Raw genomic sequence first — 19,999 nt, 5'->3', positions numbered from 1 at the left:
GCAAGCTGAGCTTGATTCATGCGGGGCGCGTGCCGGTCAGCCGCTGGCCCGGCTTTCTTCCTCGTAGGGAAACGCGGTGGCGTCCGCGCCCAGCGGCACGCTGACGTGCACGCTCATGCCGGCGCCGGGGCTGCTTTCGATGTAAAAAGTGCCACCCAGTAACTTGATGCGTTCTTCTATCCCCACCAGGCCAAACGAACCGAGCTTGTTGCGCCCGTCGATGGCCGCGCCCACGCCGTTGTCGCTGACGCTCATCGACACCGTATCGCGGCACTTTTCCAGCTTGACCTGCACGCGGCTGGCATTCGCATGCTGGGAAATATTGCTGAGCGACTCTTGCAGGATGCGGAACAGGGCCGTCGCGCATTGGTCGCTGAGGCAAATGTCGTCATGGCTTTCGCTCACTTCGCAGGCGATGCCCGTGCGCTGGCGAAATTGCGCCACCTGCCATTCGACGGCCGCATTCACGCCCAGGTCCAGCACGGTAGGGCGCAAGTCGTTGATGATCTGCCGCACGCTCTTGATGGTGGCGTCGATCTGCTCCAGGGTTGAGCGGGCGCGGGCGTTCAGGCGCGGGTGGCGGCGCTGCGTGCGCGAGGCAAGCATGTCGGCGTCGATGCGCAGGACGAGCAGATTCTGTCCCAGGTCGTCGTGAATTTCGCGCGCGATGCGCTTGCGCTCTTCTTCCTTGATCTGGTCGGCGTGCGCGGCCAGGCGGCGCAGTTTCTGGTGCGACAGTTGCAATCGGATCTGGCTGGCGCGCAACTCCTCCGTCATGCCCGTCGCCATCTGGATGGCGCGCCGGCGCGACGACGCCAGGGTGTGGAACAGCACATACAGCAGCATGGTGCTGGCAAAGCCGATCAGCAGGGCCAGCCACGGCAGGAAGGCGTCGAAGCGCGAATACAGGTCGCTCTTGCGCACGCTGAACAGCGCTTGCCAGGCGCGGCCATTGTGCTCGATCAGCAGCGTGCTGCTCAGGTAGCGGCCCGAACTGCCGGGCTGCCACCATGGCGCATGCATGCCCGCCGTCGTGCTGTCGAAGATGGGGCGCATGTCGTGCGGCAACTGCAGCGGCACGTCCCGCTGTTGCAGCGCCTGCGGGCCGATATCGAACAGGGTCAGGCGGACGTTGCGTACCGGCATGTCGGCCAGCGCGCTGCGCATCATCGTCACCAGGTCGTAGCCGATGCCGACGGACCCCTGGTAGGCCGCGCGCCTCTGCTCCACCGTCTCGACGGGCATGCCGAAGCGGTACACGGGCAGGCGCATGGCCATGCCCGTCAACTGGGGACGGCCGTCCATCGGCACGGGCACGCCGGAATTGCTGATGTGGCCGGAATCGCGCGACTGCGCCAGCGCTTCGGCGATCTGCGGGCGCGAGGCGATGTCGTAGCCATACTTTTCCGGGGCGCTGGCAATCGGCTCGATGTATACGAGCACGGAATACTGGGCGCGCGGGCCGGGCGGGTGGATGGCAAACGCCGGATAGCCGTCGCGCCCGGGCGGATAGTCGCGCCGCATGGCCGTTTCGTAGGCGGCGCGCTGCGTCTCGTCGAGTTCCTGGCTGTAATTGAGATTCATCACGCCCGGATAGTTCTGTTGCAGGGCGATGTTGGCCACGTAGCGGTGGAATTGCTCGCGGCTCACGTGTTCGTTGGCCTGGAACAGGCTGGCCGTGCCGCGCAGCAGGTTGGCATACGACTTGGTGCGCGATTCGATGTTTTTCTGGGTGTTGCGCGCCAGATTGTTGAATTGTTCGCTGGCATCGCTTTCGATCGACAGCGAAGCGGCCATGTAGAACAGCAGGCCCACCATCGTCGACACGACAAAGCCGAACAGCCACAGCGGTCTTTTTTCAGCAGCTAAGGGGTGTTCGCCGGCAGTAGAAGACATCGCCATCCGCATCAGGAAGAGGAATCGGGTGCCGCCTGTGTGGTGGTGGCTGTACTCAGTTGCACAAGGACTATCGAAATTGCAAATTGCTCAATAGCTGCCCAATATACAAAACTATCGTGAATATAGTCAACAGGCAATATTTCTCTTTGAAACGAAAAAAAACCGCCGCAGCGGTTTTTTTCGTGTGCCGTCCAGCCCTTATTTGGCGGGCTGCCAGCTGTCTTTCAGGGTGACGATGCGGTTGAAGACGGGCTTGCCCGGCTGGCTGTCGACCCGGTCGGCCGCAAAATAGCCGTGGCGTTCGAACTGGAAGCGCTGTTCCGGCTGGGCCAGTTCCGCGCCCGGTTCCAGCCACGCCTGCACCACTTCCTTGGCCAGCGGATTCAGGGCCAGCTTGAAGTCCTTGCCGCCCGCGTCCGGCTGCGGGTCCGTAAACAGGCGGTCGTACAGGCGTACTTCGGCGGGAATCGCCGTCGGCGCGCTGACCCAGTGCATATTGCCCTTGACCTTGTAGTTGGCGCTGCCTTCCGTGCCCGACTTGCTGTCCGGGAAGTAGGTGCAGTGCACGGCGATGACCTTGCCGTTTTCATCCTTGTCAAAGCCCGTGCACTCGATCACGTAGCCGTAGCGCAGGCGAACCTTGCTGCCCGGCTTGTCGTCGATCGGCGGATACAGGCGGAAATAGCCCTTGTTCGGCACTTCCATGAAGTCGTCTTCCTCGATCCACAGCTCGCGCGAGATGGGGAAGGTGCGCAAGCCGCGCTCCGGGAAGTGCGGGTGCACGGGCGCCGTGCATTCCACGCTGTCGTTTTCAGGGAAATTGTCGATGATCAGTTTCAATGGACGCAGCACGGCCACGGAGCGGGGCGCCTTCGGGTCCAGGTCTTCGCGCAGGCAGCCTTCGAGCACGCTGTAGTCGATCCAGCCATCGGATTTCGTCACGCCCGTGCGTTCGCACATCAGTTGAATCGCTTCCGGCGTGTAGCCGCGGCGGCGCATGCCCACCAGGGTCGGCATGCGGGGGTCGTCCCAGCCGTCGACGATTTTTTCTTCCACCAGCTGGCGCAGCTTGCGCTTGCTGGTGACGATGTAGGTCAGGTTCAGGCGCGAGAATTCAAACTGGTGCGGCACCGGTTGCTGGAAGAAGCCGCCGGCCGACAGGGTTTCCAGCAGCCAGTCGTAGAACGGGCGGTGGTCCTGGAATTCCAGGGTGCAGATCGAATGCGTGATGTTTTCCAGCGCGTCCGAGATCGGGTGCGTGTAGTCGTACATCGGATAGATGCACCAGGCGTCGCCCGTGCGGTGGTGGTGCGCATGGCGGATGCGGTAGATGGCCGGGTCGCGCAAGTTCATGTTCGGCGAACTCATGGCATCTTCGCTCATCTTCGCGCGCAGGATGTGCTCGCCATCCTTGAACTGGCCCGCCTTCATGGCGCGGAACAGGGCCAGCGATTCGTCGCGCGGACGGTCGCGGAACGGCGAATTCTTGCCTGCCTGGCCGAAATTGCCCCGGTTGGCGGCCATGTCTTCGGCGCTCTGGCTGTCCACATAGGCAAAGCCGGCCGTGATCAGGTACTCGGCCATCGCGTACAGCTGGTCGAAATAGTCGCTCGCGTAGTGCAGGTGGCTCTGGCCATCGGCCTGCTTCGGTTCCCAGTCAAAGCCCAGCCATTTCACGCTGTCCATGATGGTGTCGACGTATTCCTGCTCTTCCTTCGCCGGATTGGTGTCGTCGAAACGCAGGTTGCACTGGCCGGCGTAATCGCGCGCCAGGCCGAAGTTGACGCAGATCGACTTGGCGTGGCCCACGTGCAGGTAGCCGTTCGGCTCCGGCGGGAAACGCGTGATCACCTGGGGCAGGCCGGGACGCACATGGGCGCCGGCAGCCAGGTCGGCTTCGATGATGTTACGCAAGAAATTGGGCGCCAGCGCCGGCGCGGCGTTATTCGGTTTATCGTTGCTCATTGATCAATGCGGAAGAGTGACAGTAAAAAGCATTTTACCGTACCGCAAGCGCTTTATAAGCACGTATTTGCCCCCATTTCCCGGCATGCAAGCGACGCGGGCGCCGTTCTATAGGATAATTCGCCTTTAATTAGTAGAAAAACGTGACCCCGGAGCCTTTTATGGAAAATTTATATAACGTCCTCGGTGTCGCGCCCAATGCCAGCGACGATGAAATCAAGAAGGTTTACCGCTCGCTGGCCATGCGCTTCCACCCCGACCGCAACCAGGCCCCCGGCGCCGAGGCGCGCTTCAAGAGCGTCACCAAGGCGTATGAGATCCTGGCCGACCCGGCCAAGCGCGCCGAATACGACCAGAGCGTGAACCACCGCATCATCATCGATCCGGAAGCGGAAGCCTATGCCCTGTGGTGCGGCGTGTTCCGCCTCCACGGTACAGTATTACCTGCCGATTAAATCGATGCGGCCCGCATCAGCCGGCCAGAATTACTTGAAAAACAACAACAACGGCGCTGTTAATCCAGCGCCGCGCATCACATTGGAAAGCACAGCATGAGAAGAGTACACCCTGAATTCGCGTATCAGTCGCGCGAGCTGGAAGGCCAGATCGAAGGCATCCTCGGCGACCCGCCGAACCGCAAGAACTACAAAAGCATGGTCGACGCGCTGGTGGGCGAATACGCGAGCGGCGGCGGCATCGAAGACGTGAACATGCTGGCCTTCGCGCTGGTCGACCACATCACCTTCAGCGACCCGAAAGGCTTGCTGGCCGAAAGCGAAGACTACGAATTCGGCGATACGGCCCGCGTGTTTTCCATGGCCGCGTGCGCCGCGCCGGAAGCGGCCAAGATGTACGCCGCCATCGAGGAAAGCTTCCCCGACCTGGCGCGCCAGGCCATCATCACGGCCTTCCTGCACAAGAATCCCCGCCTGTGGGACGACGACGACCAGTCGCTGGACCAGCTGGCCGCCAATGACGACGGCGACGACGAGCACGATGAAGACGAAGCGACCGACGATTTCGCCCAGATGTTTGACCAGGATGGAGATGACCATGGCCGATAATGACAAGCAAAATGCGGATCAAAAGAGCAATCTTCCCGCGCTGACGAAACAAGTCACGGAATTGGTGCTGTCCGGTTCGCTGGGCCACGCCGAGCAGGCGTTTGCCGACGCGGCCGACCAGTACGGCGATCTTGCCGTGGTGGAAGTGTTGAATGCCATCCCGCCGCAAGTGACGGCCCTGCACCTGGCCGGCTTCGACGGCGGCAAGATGTCGCTGGCGACCTTGCTGGTACCGCCGAAAGCCTGGGCCGACAGCCTGGCCTTCATCGCCGCCACCTGGAGCGACGACCAGATCGAGGATGATCCGGAACGCATCGCCGAAGCCCTGTTCGCGCACATCCACGGCGTCGTGTTTTCCACCGACGACGCCGAGCGCCGCCGCGAGCTGCTGCTCGAAGCGTCCGCCACCGACTGGGGCGCCACGGCGTTCGCCATCCTGTTCTCGATGGCGCCGAAGGAAATCCTCGAAGTGGCGGGCGAGATCGTCATCAAGGGACCGTATGTGACGGGCGTGACCTCGTCCGACAACGACGTCGTGCCGCTGGCCATTGAGCTGGCGCAAGCGAATGAAGACGGCTGGGACCGCTCGTTGTTCGAACTGTTCCCCGACTTCCGCCACAGCGCCGACCTGGCCGACGCGGAATACTCGGACGACCCGGACGAAGAGCCGACCATGTTGCAGCGCAGTACCAAGGAATTGCTGTACCGCCTGCGCAAGCAAGTGCCGAGCACGCGCAGCGCGCCGCGTTCCAGCACGCGCCGCAGCCTGGGCACGGGCATTTTCTCGTAATGAAAGCAGGGAACGTCTAATGCTGCCAGCAATTGTTGTAGAGAATCTTCCGCGCCTGGTGCGCGCCATCAAACTGTTGCCGGGCGACCCGCGCGAAGACGCGGCCCTGAACCTGGCCGATGAATTGACGGGCATCACGGCCATGGTGGCCGAGAAGTTCACGAATGAACGCACGGCCGACGGCATCCAGAAAGCGCTGTATCTGACGGTGGGCGGCGTGTCCTTGGGCCTGGAACAGGCCGTCACGCATGAAGGCGACCAGGCCGCGCTCGATTTCCTCGTCGAGCACGGCGCCGAGCACGCGTTCCAGGTGGGCTTTCGCCTGATCAAGGAATTGTCGCAGCTGCCGGAAGACGCCCTCGTCGGCGAATACGACCAGGACCCCGTCTACCTGCAGCGGCGCCTGCGCGAGCTGTTCATCGATATTTGCCAGGCCGACCCGAACCAGAACTGGGCCGGCTATGAAAAGTATGCGTTGCAGTTGCAACAGCGCAAGGAAGTGCAAGCCGTCGTGCGCCTGGCCGGCTGGCTGCGCCGCCACCACGACAATGGCCCCGTCAGCGACAGCGACTTGAATGCCGAGGGCGTCATCGCCCTGGCCATCATCTTCGCCATCGAAGGCGGCGGGCGTGTCATCGCGCGCACGGGGCAGAAGGAGTTCGAGCGTTTCGTGCGTTCCGTGCGCAAGAACAAGCCCGACTTCGAGGAAGGCTGGGCCGCCCTGGTGGCCAAGGTGCCCGTGCAGCATCACCCGGTGTTGCTCGACCGCATCGCCTCGTACCGCCGCAGCTGCACCGTCGTGCATAAAATCCTCACGCGGGCCAGCATGAAGAGCCTGTTCGAGGACCTGGAAAACTACGCGGGTTCGGAGCTGGACGCCGACTACTCGTAATGCAGTACGTGGGCCGGCGCCTGCCGGCCTACGCTCCCCCTTCCAGCGCCGCTTCCTCGGCCAGTTTCACGAATGCCGCCACCAGCGGCGACGTTTCTTCTTCCCTTTGCGCCAGTAACAGACTGGTCGTCGCCTGCGGGTCGTCGATCGGGCGGTAGCACACGCCATCCATGCGGATGCGGTCGAACGAGGCGGGCAGCACGGAAATGCCGCAGCCAGCCGCCACCAGGCCGATGATGGTCGACGCCTCGCCCGCTTCCTGCGCCACCTGGGGCACGAAGCCGGCTGCCTTGCACAGGCGGAAGATCTGCGGATAAATCCCCGTGCCCGCATCCTTGGGATACATGACAAAACCTTCGCCCGCCATGTCGGCGATGGCAATCGCCTCCTTGGCCGCCAGCGCGTGGGCGACGGGCAGCACGAGGAACAGCGGGTCCTGGCGCAGTTGCGTCAGCTTGATATCGGAGGGGTACGTCGTTTCCGGCGGGCGCACGAAGCCCAGGTCCATGGTCCGCCCCGAGATCGCTTCCAGCTGATGCAATGTCGCCATTTCGTGCAGGGTCAATGTGACGTGCGGAAAGAGTTGGCGGTAGCGGTTGATGACGGTGGCGAAATACGGCGTGAACGGCGTGGAAAAGGTAAAACCGATGCGCAATTCGCCCGCTTCGCCCCGTTGGGCCCGGCGCGCCGTGACGGCCGCCTGCTCCGACAGCGCCAGGATGCGCCGCGCATCGTCGAGGAACAGCGTGCCCGCCTGCGTCAGCCGCACGGAGCGCTTGTTGCGTTCGAACAACTGCGCGTCCAATTCCGCTTCCAGCGCCTGGATTTGCTGGCTCAGCGGCGGCTGGCCGATGTGCAGGCGCTCGGCCGCGCGCGTGAAGTGCAACTCCTCGGCGACGGCGACAAAGTAACGCAGGTGGCGCAGTTCCATATTAGTCCAGTAATCGTTTTAAAGTATGAGTTGGGCCTTAAATATATATTGGACGATATGAGTTGGCAATCCTAAGATGAAGACTCGCTTCTTTCACGAACACGGCCATGTCTGATTCATCGCTCGCTTATGCCTCCGCCGCCACGCCGGCGCTTTCGCCTGCCGCTCCCGCTTCCCGCACGGCCATCGCCAAGGGTTCCATCGAATTCAAGCGCAGCAACCGCGCGCTGTTCTTCGGCGGTTTTTCCACCTTCAGCTTGCTGTACTGCATTCAGCCCCTGTTCCCGCTGCTGTCGCACCAGTTCCATCTGACGCCGGCGCAAAGCAGCTGGTCCCTGTCCGTGTCGAGCGGCTTGCTGGCCATCTCGCTGGTGCTGCTGAGCGCGGTGTCGGACAGGGTCGGGCGCAAGCCGCTGATGGTGGCGTCGATGTTTTCCGCCGCAATATTGACCATTTTGTCTGCGTTCGCGCAGGATTATGCGCAGTTGCTGGCGATTCGCGCCGCGCTGGGCGTGGCCCTAGGCGGCATGCCGGCCGTGGCCATGGCGTACCTGGGCGAGGAAATCGAAGGGCCGTCGCTGGGCTTGTCGATGGGACTGTATATCGCCGGCAGCGCGTTTGGCGGCATGTCGGGGCGGCTGGTGGCGTCCATGCTCAGCGATTTCCTGTCGTGGCGCTGGGCCCTGGGCGTGCTGGGCGTGGCCGGCGTGCTGGCGGCGGCGGAATTCTGGCGCAGCCTGCCCGCGTCGAAGAACTTCGTGCCCAGCACCAAGGGCTGGAATGCCTTGCCGCACGCGATCAGGCAGCATTTTTCGGATAAGGGCTTGCCGTGGCTGTTCTGCCTGGCCTTCGTGCTGATGGGCTGTTTCGTCAGCCTGTATAACTACATCGGCTACCGCCTGCTGGCCGCGCCCTTCGGCTTGCGCCAGAGTACGGTCGGCTTGCTGGCCTTTTTGTACCTGATCGGCATCTTCAGTTCCGTCTGGGCGGGCCGCCTGGTGGACCGCCTGGGGCGCCGGGGCGTGCTGTGGATCATGTTGTCGGTGATGCTGTCCGGCATTGTATTGACCCTGTTCGACTCGCTGCCGCTGATCGTCATCGGCATGGCGCTGGCCACCTTCGGCTTCTTCGCCTCGCACTCGATCGCCAGCAGCTGGGTCAGCCGCCGCGCCCGCGCGCCGCAGGCGCTGGCCTCGGCCTTTTATTTGCTGTTCTATTACCTGGGTTCCAGCCTGATCGGGTCCGCTTCGGGCATGATGTGGGGCTTCGACGGCTGGACGGGCGTGGTCGTCATGCTGGGCCTGTGCCTGGGCGGCGGCGTGCTGATCGCCTTGCGCCTGCGCCATTTGCAGCCGCTGGGCGCGCGCGAAGCGGTGGGCTGAGGCAGCTATTTGGGACACATGCCGATCATCGTTTCCCCCTGCTTGCCCGCGCGCGTGGTCACGCACAAGGTACCCAGCGCGCTAGTGATTTTATAGGTGCGGCTGCCCTTGGCCTCATTCGCGCCGATCTCCTCGATCCTTGACGCTTCATACCATTTCGGCGGCACGGCCGCGTAGGCCTCGGCAAATCCCTGTTGCATGCGCTTGAAGCCCGTATCGTCGAATTTCTCCCCACCCCGTTGCGGGAATTCCTTGCGCAGCTCCTTGTCGATCTTGCCCACGTCGCGCTTGGCTTGCGCCAGGATGTCGGCCGCGCTGGGCGGCGCGGCGAGCGTGATCGCTTCCGGCATTGCGGGCGCCGGCGCCTGTTCGGCGGCAGGAACGGGCAAGGGGCGGCTGACGGGCGCCGGCACGGGCAGGCGCGGCGGGCGTGCGGCGGCCGGTTTTGCGTCGGGCAACGGTACGTGGACCGGCTTGGGCGGCGCCGGGAGCGTGTGGCGCAGCCAGGCGATGGCCGGACCTTGCGGCAAGTGTTCATCCATGACGGCGCGGGGCCGTGACTGCAAGACGATATACGCAAAGCCAAGGTGCAGCAGGACGATCAGCAGCAGGCTGGGAGCGCGGCGGGGCAGGGTAGTTGGCGAGGTCATGGAGGGCATGGTGGTTCAGGTACGCCAATGTATCTGAAGGATTTGATAATTATCTAAAATGTCACCAGTGCTTACAAAAAAGTGCCATATGGAAATTTCAACGCCATGGCGGCTGGCGGGGAACCCTGCGCCAGTCTGGTGATCCAACCCCGGACACCACGCGAACAGGAGATCATCATGATGCAAGTAAAGGAAGTGGCACGGCGCTTTGGCGCCATTGAACATGCGATCGGTCAGGCGGCCCAGCTGTGCGGCAAGCAGCAGGGCATGCCGATGGACTTGAAGGATTGCATCAATCAGCTGGATCAGCAAAAGAACGCCGTGCGGCAAGCCATCGACACGCAAGACGATGCGCGCATCCGGCAAGCCGTCGACCAGATGGAATCGCTGGGCGACCGCGCCAAGCGGGCATGCGGCACGGCGGCCAGCGTGACGCCGGAAATGAAGAGCGCTGTGCTCAAGGTGCATGATGAATTGTCGGACCTGAAGCACCAGCTGCATTAGGCGTGCTACATCTGGCGGAACAAATGGGCATATAAAGGGCTGACGCGCAGCTGCGCCGGATGCCGGCGCAGGGTCAGCGACAGCTTGCCGGCCTCGTCGCGCACGGCCGTGGCGATGGCGCTGGCGTTGACGATGGTGCCCCGGTGGATTTGCCAGAATTGTTGCGGGTCCAGCTGGGGCAGCAACTCTTTCAGGCTCGTGCGTATCAGCGCTTCGCTGTCCTGGCACACGACGTTGATGTATTTGTCCAGCGCTTCGAAATACACGACATCGGCCAGGGCGATCATGCGCACGCTGTTGCCGACGGCGGCCCGTATCATTTGCAGGCGCGGCGCTGGCGGCAGCATGGCTTGCAACTGGCTCAGCAGGCGGGCCATGTTGCCGTCGCTGGCGGATTCGGCTGCCGACGTCGCTGGCGTTGGGCTTGCCGTAGCTGTAGCGTTGCCGTTGCCGTTGCCGCCAGCGCTGTCGCGCAAGCGTTGCTGCAGGCGTTCCACCGTCTTGCCCAGGCGCGCATCGTTGACGGGTTTTAAGACGTAATCGGCGGCCGCGTGTTCGAAGGCGGCCAGCGCATATTCGTCGTAGGCGGTGACAAACACGATGTGGGGGAAAGGCACGCCGTCCGGCCACTGTTCCGCCAGTTCCTCGGCCGCTTCCAGGCCCGTCTTGCCCGGCATCTTGATGTCGAGAAATAATATGTCGGGTTGCAGCGCCAGCCCTTGCCGCAAGGCTTCCACGCCGTTGGGGCAAGTGGCAACGATGTCGAGCTCCGGCCACAGCCGTTGCAAGGCGTGTGCGAGGGCGGCGGCGAGGATGGGTTCGTCTTCGGCGATCAGGGCGCGCGGCGCGCGTGGGGTATGTGGACTCATGCGAGGTGGCTCGTGATGGTGGGTGGAAGGGGAAGTGTCAGGCGGGCGGTCGCGCCTGCCGGATGGTTGGCGGTCAGCGACAGGCTGGCGGCGTCGCCGTGCATGCCGCGCAGGCGTTCGCGGATATTCGCCACGCCCAGGTGGGTGCCCTTGGTCTGGCCCGGATGGTCGAGGCCCAGGCCATCGTCGCTGACGGTGAGCAGCAGCACGCCAGCGTCCGTGGATGCCTGCACGTGGATGTGTCCGCCTTCGATCTTCGGTTCCAGGCCGTGCTGGATGGCGTTTTCCACCAGTGGTTGCAGCAGCATGGGGGGCACCTTGATCTGGCGCAAAGTGTCGGGCAAGTCCAGCGTAAAGCGTAGGCGCGCACCCATGCGTATCGACATCAGGCCCAGGTAGGCTTGCATCAGGGAAAATTCCTGCTCCAGGGTGGTGGACCCGGCGCGCGAGGAAGAGAGGGTGGCGCGCAGATACTGGATCAGCTGGTCGAGCAGCAACTGGGCGCGCTCCGGGTCAAAGCTGATCAGGCCTTGCAGGTTGGCCAGGGTGTTGAACAGCATGTGCGGCTCGATCTGCGCCTGCAGCAGCTGCAGCTGGGCTTGCATAGCCTGGCGCGCCACGGATTCGGCGCGGGCTTTTTCCTGGGCGGCTTCCATTTGCAGGCGGGCAATTTTTTCGCGGCTGGAGAAAAACAGCACGGCGCCGCCCGTGGCCAGCAGGGTAAATACGAGCGTGCTGATCATCTGGGTAGGCAGCAGGCTTTCGAAGCCGCCCACGTCCACGCCCGTCAGCCAGCTGAACAGGGTCAGGCCCAGCATTTGCGCCACGGGCACGGAAATGAGGATGATGAGCATGAAGGGCAGGAATTTCGGCCGCTGGCCTTCGCCCCACAGGGTCAGGCGCATGCCGTCAATCAGCAAGAAGGCGATCGTGCCGATGCACATCGAGGCGATCAGGTTTTGCCCGAAATGGCTGCCTGGATTGAGGATGAAGGTAATGACCAGTGCGCAAATCACGTTCAGCGCCAGCGCATAGCGCGCGTCGGGCAGCATGCGGTAGTACGGAGACCTGGCCTTGGCTGCTGGCGCTGCGGCGGATGTTGCGTCGGTTTTCATGGTGGTGTCTGCTGGTAGCGATGGGGCATTGTGTGCCAGCGCAAGCCTGGGCGCAACCGGGCTGCGACGAAACGGGGCTGGCGCGCCGCCATTCGCCGCGGAGGATCGCCAAACGGGGCCGCTTTACTTTTCAGGGCAGGCACGCAATAGTATGGCAAGACAGTCTGTATCCATGGAATTGCTATAAAGGAAGCATCATGTGGCCTTATCCACGCACCCTGGCGCACCGCGGCGGCGGCACCCTGGCGCCTGAAAACACCCTGGCCGCCCTGCGCTGCGGCCTGGCCTACGGCTATCGCGCCGTGGAATTCGACGTCATGCTGGCATCCGACGGCGTGCCCGTCGTCGTGCACGACCCCGACCTGGGCCGTACCGTGGCCGGTCGCGGGCAGATCAACGATTACACGGCCGCGCAGCTGGGCGCGATGGAGGCGGGCGCCTGGTTCGGCCCCGCTTTCGCGGGCGAAGGCGTGCCCACCTTCGATGCCGTCGTGAACTATTGCAAGGCGCAGCGCATCTGGATGAATATCGAAATCAAGCCGGCGCCCGGCTTCGACGTTCCCACGGGCAAGACCGTGGCGCTGGCCACGCGCGATCATTTTGCGCAGGAAATCGCTGCAGGGGAATTATTGCCGCTGCTGTCGTCGTTCAGCATTGCGGCGCTGGAGGCGGCGCGCCAGGCGGCCCCGGAACTGGCGCGCGGCTGGCTGGTCGAACAGATACCGGATGGCTGGGCGCGGACGGCCCGCGAACTGGGCGTGGTGGCGCTGCATTGCGACCACCAGCAGCTGACGCGCGCGCAGGCGCTGGCAGTCAAAGAAGAGGGATTGGGATTGTTTTGCTACACCGTCAACAACCCGGAACGGGCCTGCGAGCTGCTGGCCTGGGGTGTGGACGGGTTTTGTACGGACAGGATCGATCTGATCGGAGCGACGGAATAATGCGATGCATACTCAGCGGAAATCCGGGGTCAGTCCCTTCGGGAGTGGAATTTTCCCCATTGGAAAAAATTCCCCCGGACGGGGCTGACCCCAGCAGTTGCCGTCTAGTCAAACATTAAAAGGTGATACGCATGCCGACCGTCAAGTTGCGCCCCGTCAACGGCGCCGCATTCTTGATGAACGAGGTGTGGCTGTACGCCAGTTCATTCGTCAGGTTGTTCGCCTTGATGTAGAACTGGGCCGGCGTCGTGCCGATGCGCGTGTCGTAGTTGGCGGACAGGTTCAGCATGTTGTGGCCCGGCGTGGCCGTTTCGAACGCTGCCACTTTATCCTGTTTGCCCACGCGGTAGAACTCGGCCACGCCGCTCCATGCCTGCCAGTTGGCGTCGACCTTCACGCCCACGCGCTGGGCCGGGATGCGCGGCAAGTTGCCTCCGCCGTCGGCCAGCTTGGCCCGCACGTAGTCGCCGAACACGCTGGCGCCGAACATGGGGTTCAATTGCTGGCGGATCTGGCCTTCCACGCCAGTAAACGTGGCGTCGCGCTGGGCGTACTGGATCAGCTGGAAGCCTTCGTGGCTGTCCAGGGTGGAGCCGAAGATGTAATTATCCACCTTGTTGCGGTAGGCGCTGGCCGAGAAGGTCGTGGCGCCCGCATATTTGCGCAAGGTCAAGTCGATATTGTTCGACGTTTCCTTGCCCAGGTTTTGATTGCCCAGCTCATACGTGGCCGTGGCCATGTGCACGCCGTGCGCATACAGTTCCTCGGCGCTGGGCAAACGGTGCGTGCGGGAAATGGTCGAACCGAGCGAATATTGGGGTGCGAATTTCCACACGGCGCCCAGCGAGATGGACGTGCCCTTGGCGCTGCGGTCTTGCAGGGTGGCGCTGTCGACCGTGATGTCTTGCCATTCGTGGCGCAAGCCCGCTTCGAAGCGCCATTGGTCGAGCTTGTATTCCTCGACCAGGAAGGCCGCGTGCTTCTTCGTTACCGTCGGCGCCACGTACGCTTCCTCGCCCAGGGCGGAGAAATCGCGCTTCGACGTTTGCAGGCCGACCACGCCGCGCCAGCCGAAGACGGGATGGTGTTCCATTTCCAGGCGTGCGTCGTGGCCCTTGTTCTTGAAGGTGGTGGCGATTTCCGTGCCTTCGATTTCATCGTGCTTGTAATCGGTGAACGAAGCGCGCAGGCGCAGCTTGGCGAAGCCGGGCACGGGGTCGCGCAATTCGCCGCGCACGTCCCAGCGCTCGCTCTTCAGCTTCACGTACGGCACGCTTTCATGCTCGTGATCGTGGTCGTGTTCTTCTTCATCGCCATGGCCGTGGCCTTCGTGGCCGCCGCAATGCAGGTGCGTGCCGTGCGGGTGGCAGCTTTCAAATTCGTGGTTGTGGCCAGGCAAACCGTATTCCGCATGCTGGCTCGTGAAAGCCAGGCCCAGGAAGCCGCGCTGTCCCACCCACGACACGCCCACGCTGCCCGTGTCCGTCTTGTTGTAGCTGCCGGCCACCTTGGAACCGCCTTCCCAGCCGCTGCCGACCTTGTATTCCTTCGCGTCGCGCTTGACGCCTTCCGCGTGGAAGGCGATGTTGCCGGAGCCGCCAGTGACTTCAAAGGCGCCCGCCTTTTCGCGCGCGGCCGAGTTGGCGCGCACTTCCGCGCTGCCTTCAAAACCTTTCGCCGGCACGCGCGTGGGGATTTTCTTGTCGATCACGTTGACCACGCCGCCGACGGCGCCGCCGCCGTAGGCCAGCGCGGACGGGCCGCGCAAGACTTCGATCTGTTCCGACAGCATCGGTTCGGCCGCGACGGCATGATCGGGGCTGATGGTCGACGCGTCCTGCACTTCCGCGCCGTCGGACAGCACTTTCACGCGCGGGCCATCCATGCCGCGGATGATGGGACGGCTGGCGCCGGCGCCGAAATGGCTGGACGTGATGCCGGGCTGGCCGGCCAGGGTTTCGCCCAGCGTCGCTTCGCGGGCGCGCACCAGTTCCTCGCCTTCGAGCACGGTGACGGGCGTGCTCATGTCGTCGCTGCCCAGGGCCAGGGCGCTGGCCGAGACGGTCACGGCGGGCAAGGTTGTCGCTTGCTGCGCCACGGCGCTGGCAGGGGCGGCAAAGGCCAGCATGATGGCCAGCGCGAGGGGAGTGGGTTGGTGAGGACGGACGGACATGGGCAAGAATTCCTTTATCGGCGATCGGTTTGACGGGTCGGGGCAGGCCATTGCCGGATGGGGTGGCTGCCAGAAGATGATAATGATAACCCATTATCATTACTGTGTGACAGTTTTTCCGGGCAGAGGAGTCAGGCGGATGGTGTATTCTGTCGGCTATGGAACGCACAACACGTCAAAAAACCGCTATTCAAGCCGCCATCGAGTCGGCCCAGCGCCCCTTGTCGGCGCAGGAAATCCTCGAACAGGCCAGCTTGCAGGTGACGCAGCTGGGCATCGCCACCGTTTACCGCAACTTGAAATCGCTGGTGCTGGAAGAAAAGGTGCACGTGGTGACCTTGCCGGGTGAAAACCCGCGCTATGAGTCGAACACGGCCGCCAATCACCACCACCACCATTTCCAGTGCACCACGTGCCAGCGCGTGTTCGACGTGCATGATTGCCCGGGCGACTTGAAGCGCATGGCGCCGCAAGGCTTTGTCGTCGAGCGCCACGAACTGACCCTGTACGGCCGCTGCGCCGACTGCAATGCGGCCGCCGGCCCTACGCCATCCGCTGCGGCGGCCAAGGCCGCGCCTGCAACGCACGCCTGCGCCAGCCACCACGACCCGGCCTGAGCGGGCAGGTTGTCGATGTTGGCACGGGCGCAACAATGCCCTGGCCCGCCGTCATTGCCGCACCCCATATCACGTATAATCTTCCCTTTAAAGCTGCCGCCACTCTTTGCCAAAAAAACATGAAATCAACTGAAATCCGCGACAAGTTCCTCAAATTTTTCGAGTCCAAGGGCCATTCCATCGTCCGTTCCAGTTCCCTGGTGCCAGGCAACGATCCGACCTTGCTGTTGACGAACAGCGGCATGGTGCAATTCAAGGATGTGTTTACGGGCACGGACAGCCGTCCGTACACGCGTGCCACTTCCGTGCAGCGCTGCGTGCGCGCCGGCGGCAAGCACAACGACCTGGAAAACGTCGGCTACACGGCGCGTCACCACACCTTCTTTGAAATGCTGGGCAACTTCAGCTTCGGCGATTATTTCAAGCGCGACGCGATTCAATACGCGTGGGAACTGTTGACCAAGGTATATGGCTTGCCGGCCGACAAGCTGACCGTCACCGTGTACATCGAAGATGACGAAGCGTACGATATCTGGGCGAAAGAAATTGGCGTGCCGACCGAGCGCATCATCCGCATCGGCGACAACAAGGGCTCGCGCTACGCGTCGGACAATTTCTGGCAGATGGCGGACACGGGTCCATGCGGTCCATGCACGGAAATCTTCTACGACCACGGCGCCGACATTCCTGGCGGCCCGCCGGGCTCGCCTGACGAAGACGGCGACCGCTTCATTGAAATCTGGAACCTGGTGTTCATGCAGTTCAACCGCGATGAAGCGGGCGTCATGCACAAGTTGCCGAAGCCATGCGTGGACACGGGCATGGGCATGGAGCGCCTGGCCGCCGTGCTGCAGCACGTGCATTCGAACTATGAAATCGACCTGTTCCAGCACCTGATCAAGGCTGCCGCGCGTGAAACGGGCGCCACGGACCTGGAAAACAAGTCGCTGCGCGTGATCGCCGACCACATCCGCGCCGCCGCCTTCATGATCGTCGACGGCATCATCCCGGGCAGCGAAGGCCGCGCGTATGTATTGCGCCGCATCATCCGCCGCGCCTTGCGCCATGGCCACAAGCTGGGCCAGACGAAACCGTTCTTCTACAAGCTGGTGGCCGACCTGGCCATCGAGATGGGCGGCGCCTATCCTGAGCTGGAAGAAGCGAAGGACAACGTCGCCAACATGCTGAAAGCCGAGGAAGAGCGTTTCGGCGAAACCCTGGAAACGGGCATGAAAGTGCTGGAAGCGCAGCTGGCCAAGGATGCCACGGGCATCGACGGCGCCACCGCCTTCACCCTGTACGAAACCTACGGCTTCCCGCCGGACCTGACGGCGGACATCTGCCGCGAACGCGACATCACGTTCGACCAGGCCGGCTACGACGCGGCCCTGAAGGAAAGCCAGGAACTGTCGCGCAAGGGCGGCAAGACGCACAAGGACAGCAAGGTCGAGTACACGGGCGAGAAAAACACCTTCGTCGGCTACGATCAATTGACGTTCAGCAGCAAAGTCGTCGCGCTGTATGCAGCCGGCACGCAGGTAGCTGAACTGAAAGCCGGTGAAGCGGGCATCGTCGTGCTCGACACCACGCCGTTCTACGCGGAATCGGGCGGCCAGGTGGGCGACCAGGGCGTGATTTCCTCGGGCGCCGGCAGCTTTGCCGTCAGCGACACCCTGAAAATCCAGGCCGACGTGTTTGGCCACCACGGCGTGCTGGAATCGGGCGCGCTGAAGGTGGGCGACGCCGTCTCGGCGCAAGTCGACACGGCCAAGCGCGCGCGCACCATCCGCAACCACTCGGCCACGCACTTGATGCACAAGGCCTTGCGCGAAGTGCTGGGCAGCCACGTGGCGCAAAAGGGTTCGCTGGTCGACCCCGATAAAACCCGTTTCGACTTCAGCCACAATGCGCCGATGACGGCAGAGCAAATCGCCGCCGTGGAAACCATTGTCAATAAAGAGATCCTGGAAAACCGCGCCACGCAAGCGCACCTGATGTCGTTTGACGATGCCGTCAAGCATGGCGCGATGGCCCTGTTCGGCGAGAAATACGGCGACGAAGTGCGCGTGCTCGACATCGGCAGCTCAAAAGAGCTGTGCGGCGGCGTCCACGTGCAGCGCACGGGCGACATCGGCTTGTTCAAGATCATCGCCGAAAGCGGCGTGGCCGCCGGCATCCGCCGCGTGGAAGCCGTGACGGGCGAGGGCGCGCTGGCGCTGGTGCAAACCATCAACCGCCGCCTGGTCGAGGCAGCCAATGCCCTGAAGGCGCAGCCGGAAGAGCTCACTGCCCGTATCGGCCAGGTGCAGGACCACGTGAAGGCGCTGGAGAAGGAACTGGCCGCGCTGAAATCGAAACTGGCGTCGGGCCAGGGCGATGAACTGCTCACGCAAGCCGTCGATGTCAACGGCATCAAGGTGCTCGCAGCCGTGCTGGACGGCGCCGACGTGGCCCGCTTGCGCGAAACCATGGACAAGCTGAAGGACAAGCTGAAAACGGCCGCCATCGTGCTGGCCAGCGTGGCCGACGGCAAGGTCAGCCTGATCGCCGGCGTCACGGCCGACGCGACTGGCAAGGTCAAAGCGGGCGAGCTGGTGAACTTCGTTGCACAGCAAGTGGGCGGAAAAGGCGGCGGACGCCCCGATATGGCGCAAGCGGGCGGCACCGATCCGAGCGGCCTGGCGAACGCCCTGGCCGGCGTGCCGGCCTGGGTCGGCGAACGCGCGAAATAAGGCGTAAGCTAGGCTCCATGCGGGGTTTTCGCCCCACAGTCCCTTGAAAACGGCCCGCAGACGGTGTTTGCGGGCCGTTTTGCCGTGTGGAATCTCGTTGTGACACCACAACAGCCGATGAACTATTTTGGTGCAGCGCGTCAATGCCCCTGATTTAGAGTAGTATGTCGAAAATCAGTACAACAAAAATGGCGGGATATTGATGATGAGCGACACACTACTTGATACCGAGATTATGGAATTTCATAAAGAACTCGACGCGCGGGGCTTGAATTGCCCCTTGCCGATTCTGAAGGCGAAAAAGGCTTTGTCAGAGCTGCAGAGCGGGGAAGTGCTGCGCATCATGGCAACCGATCCCGGTTCCGTGCGCGACTTCCAGGCTTTTGCCAAGCAAACGGGCAATGCCCTGCTGTCGCATGTGCAGACGGGTACCGAATTCGTCTTCCTGATGCAACGCAAATAATTCTGCCAGCCGGGGCCGCCGTGGCGCGGCCTGGTGAATACCCTGCCGTGTGCGTCACTTTCGTGCCCTTTTGCTGCCTTGCAGCGTAGCGGCGGACTCCCCTGAAATCCTCAAAGCTGGACAGTTTAGATGGATTGCTCTAACAAAAAATCGCACGATCGTGCTTAAATTCGGTTCAAGATTCAAATTTCTCTTATAATCGAACGCACAATCAGCACTTGATCCGTCATTTTTATAATTTCCCAAAGGCATAGCTATGAAAGTCTTGGTACCCGTCAAACGCGTGGTCGACTATAACGTCAAAGTCCGCGTCAAGAGTGACGGCACTGGCGTCGATACCGCCAACGTCAAAATGTCGATGAACCCTTTCGATGAGATCGCGCTGGAAGAAGCGATGCGCCTGAAAGAAGCCGGCAAGGTCACTGAAGTGGTCGCCATCTCCTGCGGCGTGACGCAGTGCCAGGAAACCCTGCGCACGGCCATGGCCATCGGCGCCGACCGCGGCATCCTGGTGGAAACGACGACTGAACTGGAACCGCTGGCCGTGGCCAAGCTGGTCAAGTCCCTGGCCGAGAAAGAACAGCCGCAACTGATCATCCTGGGCAAGCAAGCCATCGATGACGACAGCAACCAGACCGGCCAGATGCTGGCAGCCCTGCTGGGTTGGCCGCAAGCCACGTTCGCCTCGAAAGTCGTGCTGGAAGACGGCAAAGTCACCGTCACGCGCGAAGTCGATGGCGGCCTGGAAACCCTGGCATTGACCTTGCCAGCGATCATCACCACGGACCTGCGCCTGAACGAGCCACGCTATGTGACCTTGCCGAACATCATGAAGGCCAAGAAAAAGCCGCTCGAGACCGTCAAGCCGGAAGACCTGGGCGTCGATGTTGCGCCACGCCTGAAGACCCTGAAAGTCGTCGAGCCAGCCAAGCGCTCGGCCGGCATCAAGGTCCCGGACGTCGCTACCCTGGTCGCCAAGCTGCGTACCGAAGCCAAAGTCATCTAAGCGGCT

18 protein-coding genes are annotated in these 19,999 nt (G+C 62.8%); 11 read left to right on the top strand and 7 right to left on the bottom strand.

The genetic code is table 11. The features are described from left to right. Positions 1 to 36 precede the first annotated feature (36 nt). Together VPH40_RS18040 and VPH40_RS18035 are read right to left on the bottom strand one after the other, a co-directional pair. A complete protein-coding gene (locus VPH40_RS18040; protein WP_328574110.1) occupies positions 37 to 1,896 on the bottom strand; it encodes a CHASE domain-containing protein in 1,860 nt (619 codons plus the stop codon). 201 nt (positions 1,897 to 2,097) lie between these two features. Next, positions 2,098 to 3,864 carry a glutamine--tRNA ligase/YqeY domain fusion protein gene (locus VPH40_RS18035; protein WP_328574109.1) on the bottom strand — a complete coding sequence of 589 codons (1,767 nt, stop codon included), beginning with the start codon at positions 3,862 to 3,864 and terminating at the stop codon, positions 2,098 to 2,100. Positions 3,865 to 4,025: 161 nt separating this feature from the next. Between VPH40_RS18035 and VPH40_RS18030 the strand changes: the two genes are divergently transcribed. The 4 genes from VPH40_RS18030 to VPH40_RS18015 all read left to right on the top strand — a co-directional run bounded on the left by VPH40_RS18030 (position 4,026) and on the right by VPH40_RS18015 (position 6,610). Beyond that, a complete protein-coding gene (locus VPH40_RS18030; protein WP_010395442.1) occupies positions 4,026 to 4,319 on the top strand; it encodes a DnaJ domain-containing protein in 294 nt (97 codons plus the stop codon). A 96-nt stretch (positions 4,320 to 4,415) separates the two neighbouring features. Then, complete coding sequence (locus VPH40_RS18025; protein ID WP_034781751.1) at positions 4,416 to 4,928, top strand: hypothetical protein; 513 nt, start codon at positions 4,416 to 4,418, stop codon at positions 4,926 to 4,928. Next, positions 4,918 to 5,718 carry a hypothetical protein gene (locus VPH40_RS18020; RefSeq protein ID WP_034781755.1) on the top strand — a complete coding sequence of 267 codons (801 nt, stop codon included), beginning with the start codon at positions 4,918 to 4,920 and terminating at the stop codon, positions 5,716 to 5,718. Before VPH40_RS18025 ends, VPH40_RS18020 begins: the two co-directional genes overlap by 11 nt. Positions 5,719 to 5,737: 19 nt before the next feature. Further along, positions 5,738 to 6,610 (top strand): hypothetical protein, encoded by an 873-nt coding sequence (locus VPH40_RS18015; RefSeq protein ID WP_077400518.1) that lies wholly within the window; start codon positions 5,738 to 5,740, stop codon positions 6,608 to 6,610. 28 nt (positions 6,611 to 6,638) lie between these two features. Here the strand turns inward: VPH40_RS18015 and VPH40_RS18010 are convergent, their stop codons facing one another. After that, entirely contained in the window at positions 6,639 to 7,541 is a 903-nt protein-coding gene (locus VPH40_RS18010; RefSeq protein WP_328574108.1) for a LysR family transcriptional regulator, read from the bottom strand. A 107-nt stretch (positions 7,542 to 7,648) separates the two neighbouring features. Between VPH40_RS18010 and VPH40_RS18005 the strand changes: the two genes are divergently transcribed. After that, positions 7,649 to 8,923, top strand: coding sequence for an MFS transporter (locus VPH40_RS18005; protein ID WP_289918211.1), 1,275 nt, complete (start codon positions 7,649 to 7,651; stop codon positions 8,921 to 8,923). A 5-nt stretch (positions 8,924 to 8,928) separates the two neighbouring features. Here the strand turns inward: VPH40_RS18005 and VPH40_RS18000 are convergent, their stop codons facing one another. Next, positions 8,929 to 9,573, bottom strand: coding sequence for a hypothetical protein (locus VPH40_RS18000; protein WP_328574107.1), 645 nt, complete (start codon positions 9,571 to 9,573; stop codon positions 8,929 to 8,931). A gap of 177 nt (positions 9,574 to 9,750) precedes the next feature. Here VPH40_RS18000 and VPH40_RS17995 point away from each other — a divergent pair, with 177 nt between their 5' ends. Next, on the top strand, positions 9,751 to 10,077 hold the full coding sequence (locus VPH40_RS17995) for a hypothetical protein (protein ID WP_070257487.1): 327 nt from the start codon (positions 9,751 to 9,753) through the stop codon (positions 10,075 to 10,077). Between the two features lie 5 nt (positions 10,078 to 10,082). Here the strand turns inward: VPH40_RS17995 and VPH40_RS17990 are convergent, their stop codons facing one another. Together VPH40_RS17990 and VPH40_RS17985 are read right to left on the bottom strand one after the other, a co-directional pair. Further along, positions 10,083 to 10,946, bottom strand: a complete 864-nt coding sequence (locus VPH40_RS17990; RefSeq protein WP_328574106.1) for a LytR/AlgR family response regulator transcription factor — start codon at positions 10,944 to 10,946, stop codon at positions 10,083 to 10,085. Then, positions 10,943 to 12,061: a sensor histidine kinase gene (locus tag VPH40_RS17985; RefSeq protein WP_305054381.1), complete on the bottom strand. Its 1,119-nt coding sequence runs from the start codon at positions 12,059 to 12,061 to the stop codon at positions 10,943 to 10,945. Before VPH40_RS17985 ends, VPH40_RS17990 begins: the two co-directional genes overlap by 4 nt. 197 nt (positions 12,062 to 12,258) lie before the next feature. Between VPH40_RS17985 and ugpQ the strand changes: the two genes are divergently transcribed. Beyond that, a complete protein-coding gene (gene ugpQ / locus VPH40_RS17980) occupies positions 12,259 to 13,002 on the top strand; it encodes a glycerophosphodiester phosphodiesterase (RefSeq protein WP_328574105.1) in 744 nt (247 codons plus the stop codon). 115 nt (positions 13,003 to 13,117) lie between these two features. Here the strand turns inward: ugpQ and VPH40_RS17975 are convergent, their stop codons facing one another. After that, entirely contained in the window at positions 13,118 to 15,175 is a 2,058-nt protein-coding gene (locus tag VPH40_RS17975; RefSeq protein ID WP_328574104.1) for a TonB-dependent receptor domain-containing protein, read from the bottom strand. Between the two features lie 158 nt (positions 15,176 to 15,333). On the opposite strand from VPH40_RS17975, the gene VPH40_RS17970 reads away from it, so the two are divergent. The 4 genes from VPH40_RS17970 to VPH40_RS17955 all read left to right on the top strand — a co-directional run bounded on the left by VPH40_RS17970 (position 15,334) and on the right by VPH40_RS17955 (position 19,993). Beyond that, on the top strand, positions 15,334 to 15,792 hold the full coding sequence (locus VPH40_RS17970; RefSeq protein ID WP_305054384.1) for a Fur family transcriptional regulator: 459 nt from the start codon (positions 15,334 to 15,336) through the stop codon (positions 15,790 to 15,792). A 119-nt stretch (positions 15,793 to 15,911) separates the two neighbouring features. Beyond that, entirely contained in the window at positions 15,912 to 18,524 is a 2,613-nt protein-coding gene (alaS, locus tag VPH40_RS17965) for an alanine--tRNA ligase (protein WP_328574103.1), read from the top strand. 235 nt (positions 18,525 to 18,759) lie between these two features. After that, entirely contained in the window at positions 18,760 to 18,987 is a 228-nt protein-coding gene (locus tag VPH40_RS17960) for a sulfurtransferase TusA family protein (RefSeq protein ID WP_010395510.1), read from the top strand. Between the two features lie 256 nt (positions 18,988 to 19,243). After that, positions 19,244 to 19,993 carry an electron transfer flavoprotein subunit beta/FixA family protein gene (locus tag VPH40_RS17955; protein WP_034759884.1) on the top strand — a complete coding sequence of 250 codons (750 nt, stop codon included), beginning with the start codon at positions 19,244 to 19,246 and terminating at the stop codon, positions 19,991 to 19,993. Positions 19,994 to 19,999: the final 6 nt, after the last annotated feature.

The organism is Janthinobacterium sp. P210005, from assembly GCF_036231865.1.
GTDB classification, from domain to species: Bacteria; Pseudomonadota; Gammaproteobacteria; order Burkholderiales; family Burkholderiaceae_D; genus Janthinobacterium; species Janthinobacterium kumbetense.
Note: the sequence above shows the minus strand (reverse complement) of the source record. Positions and strands in the feature narration are given on the sequence as shown.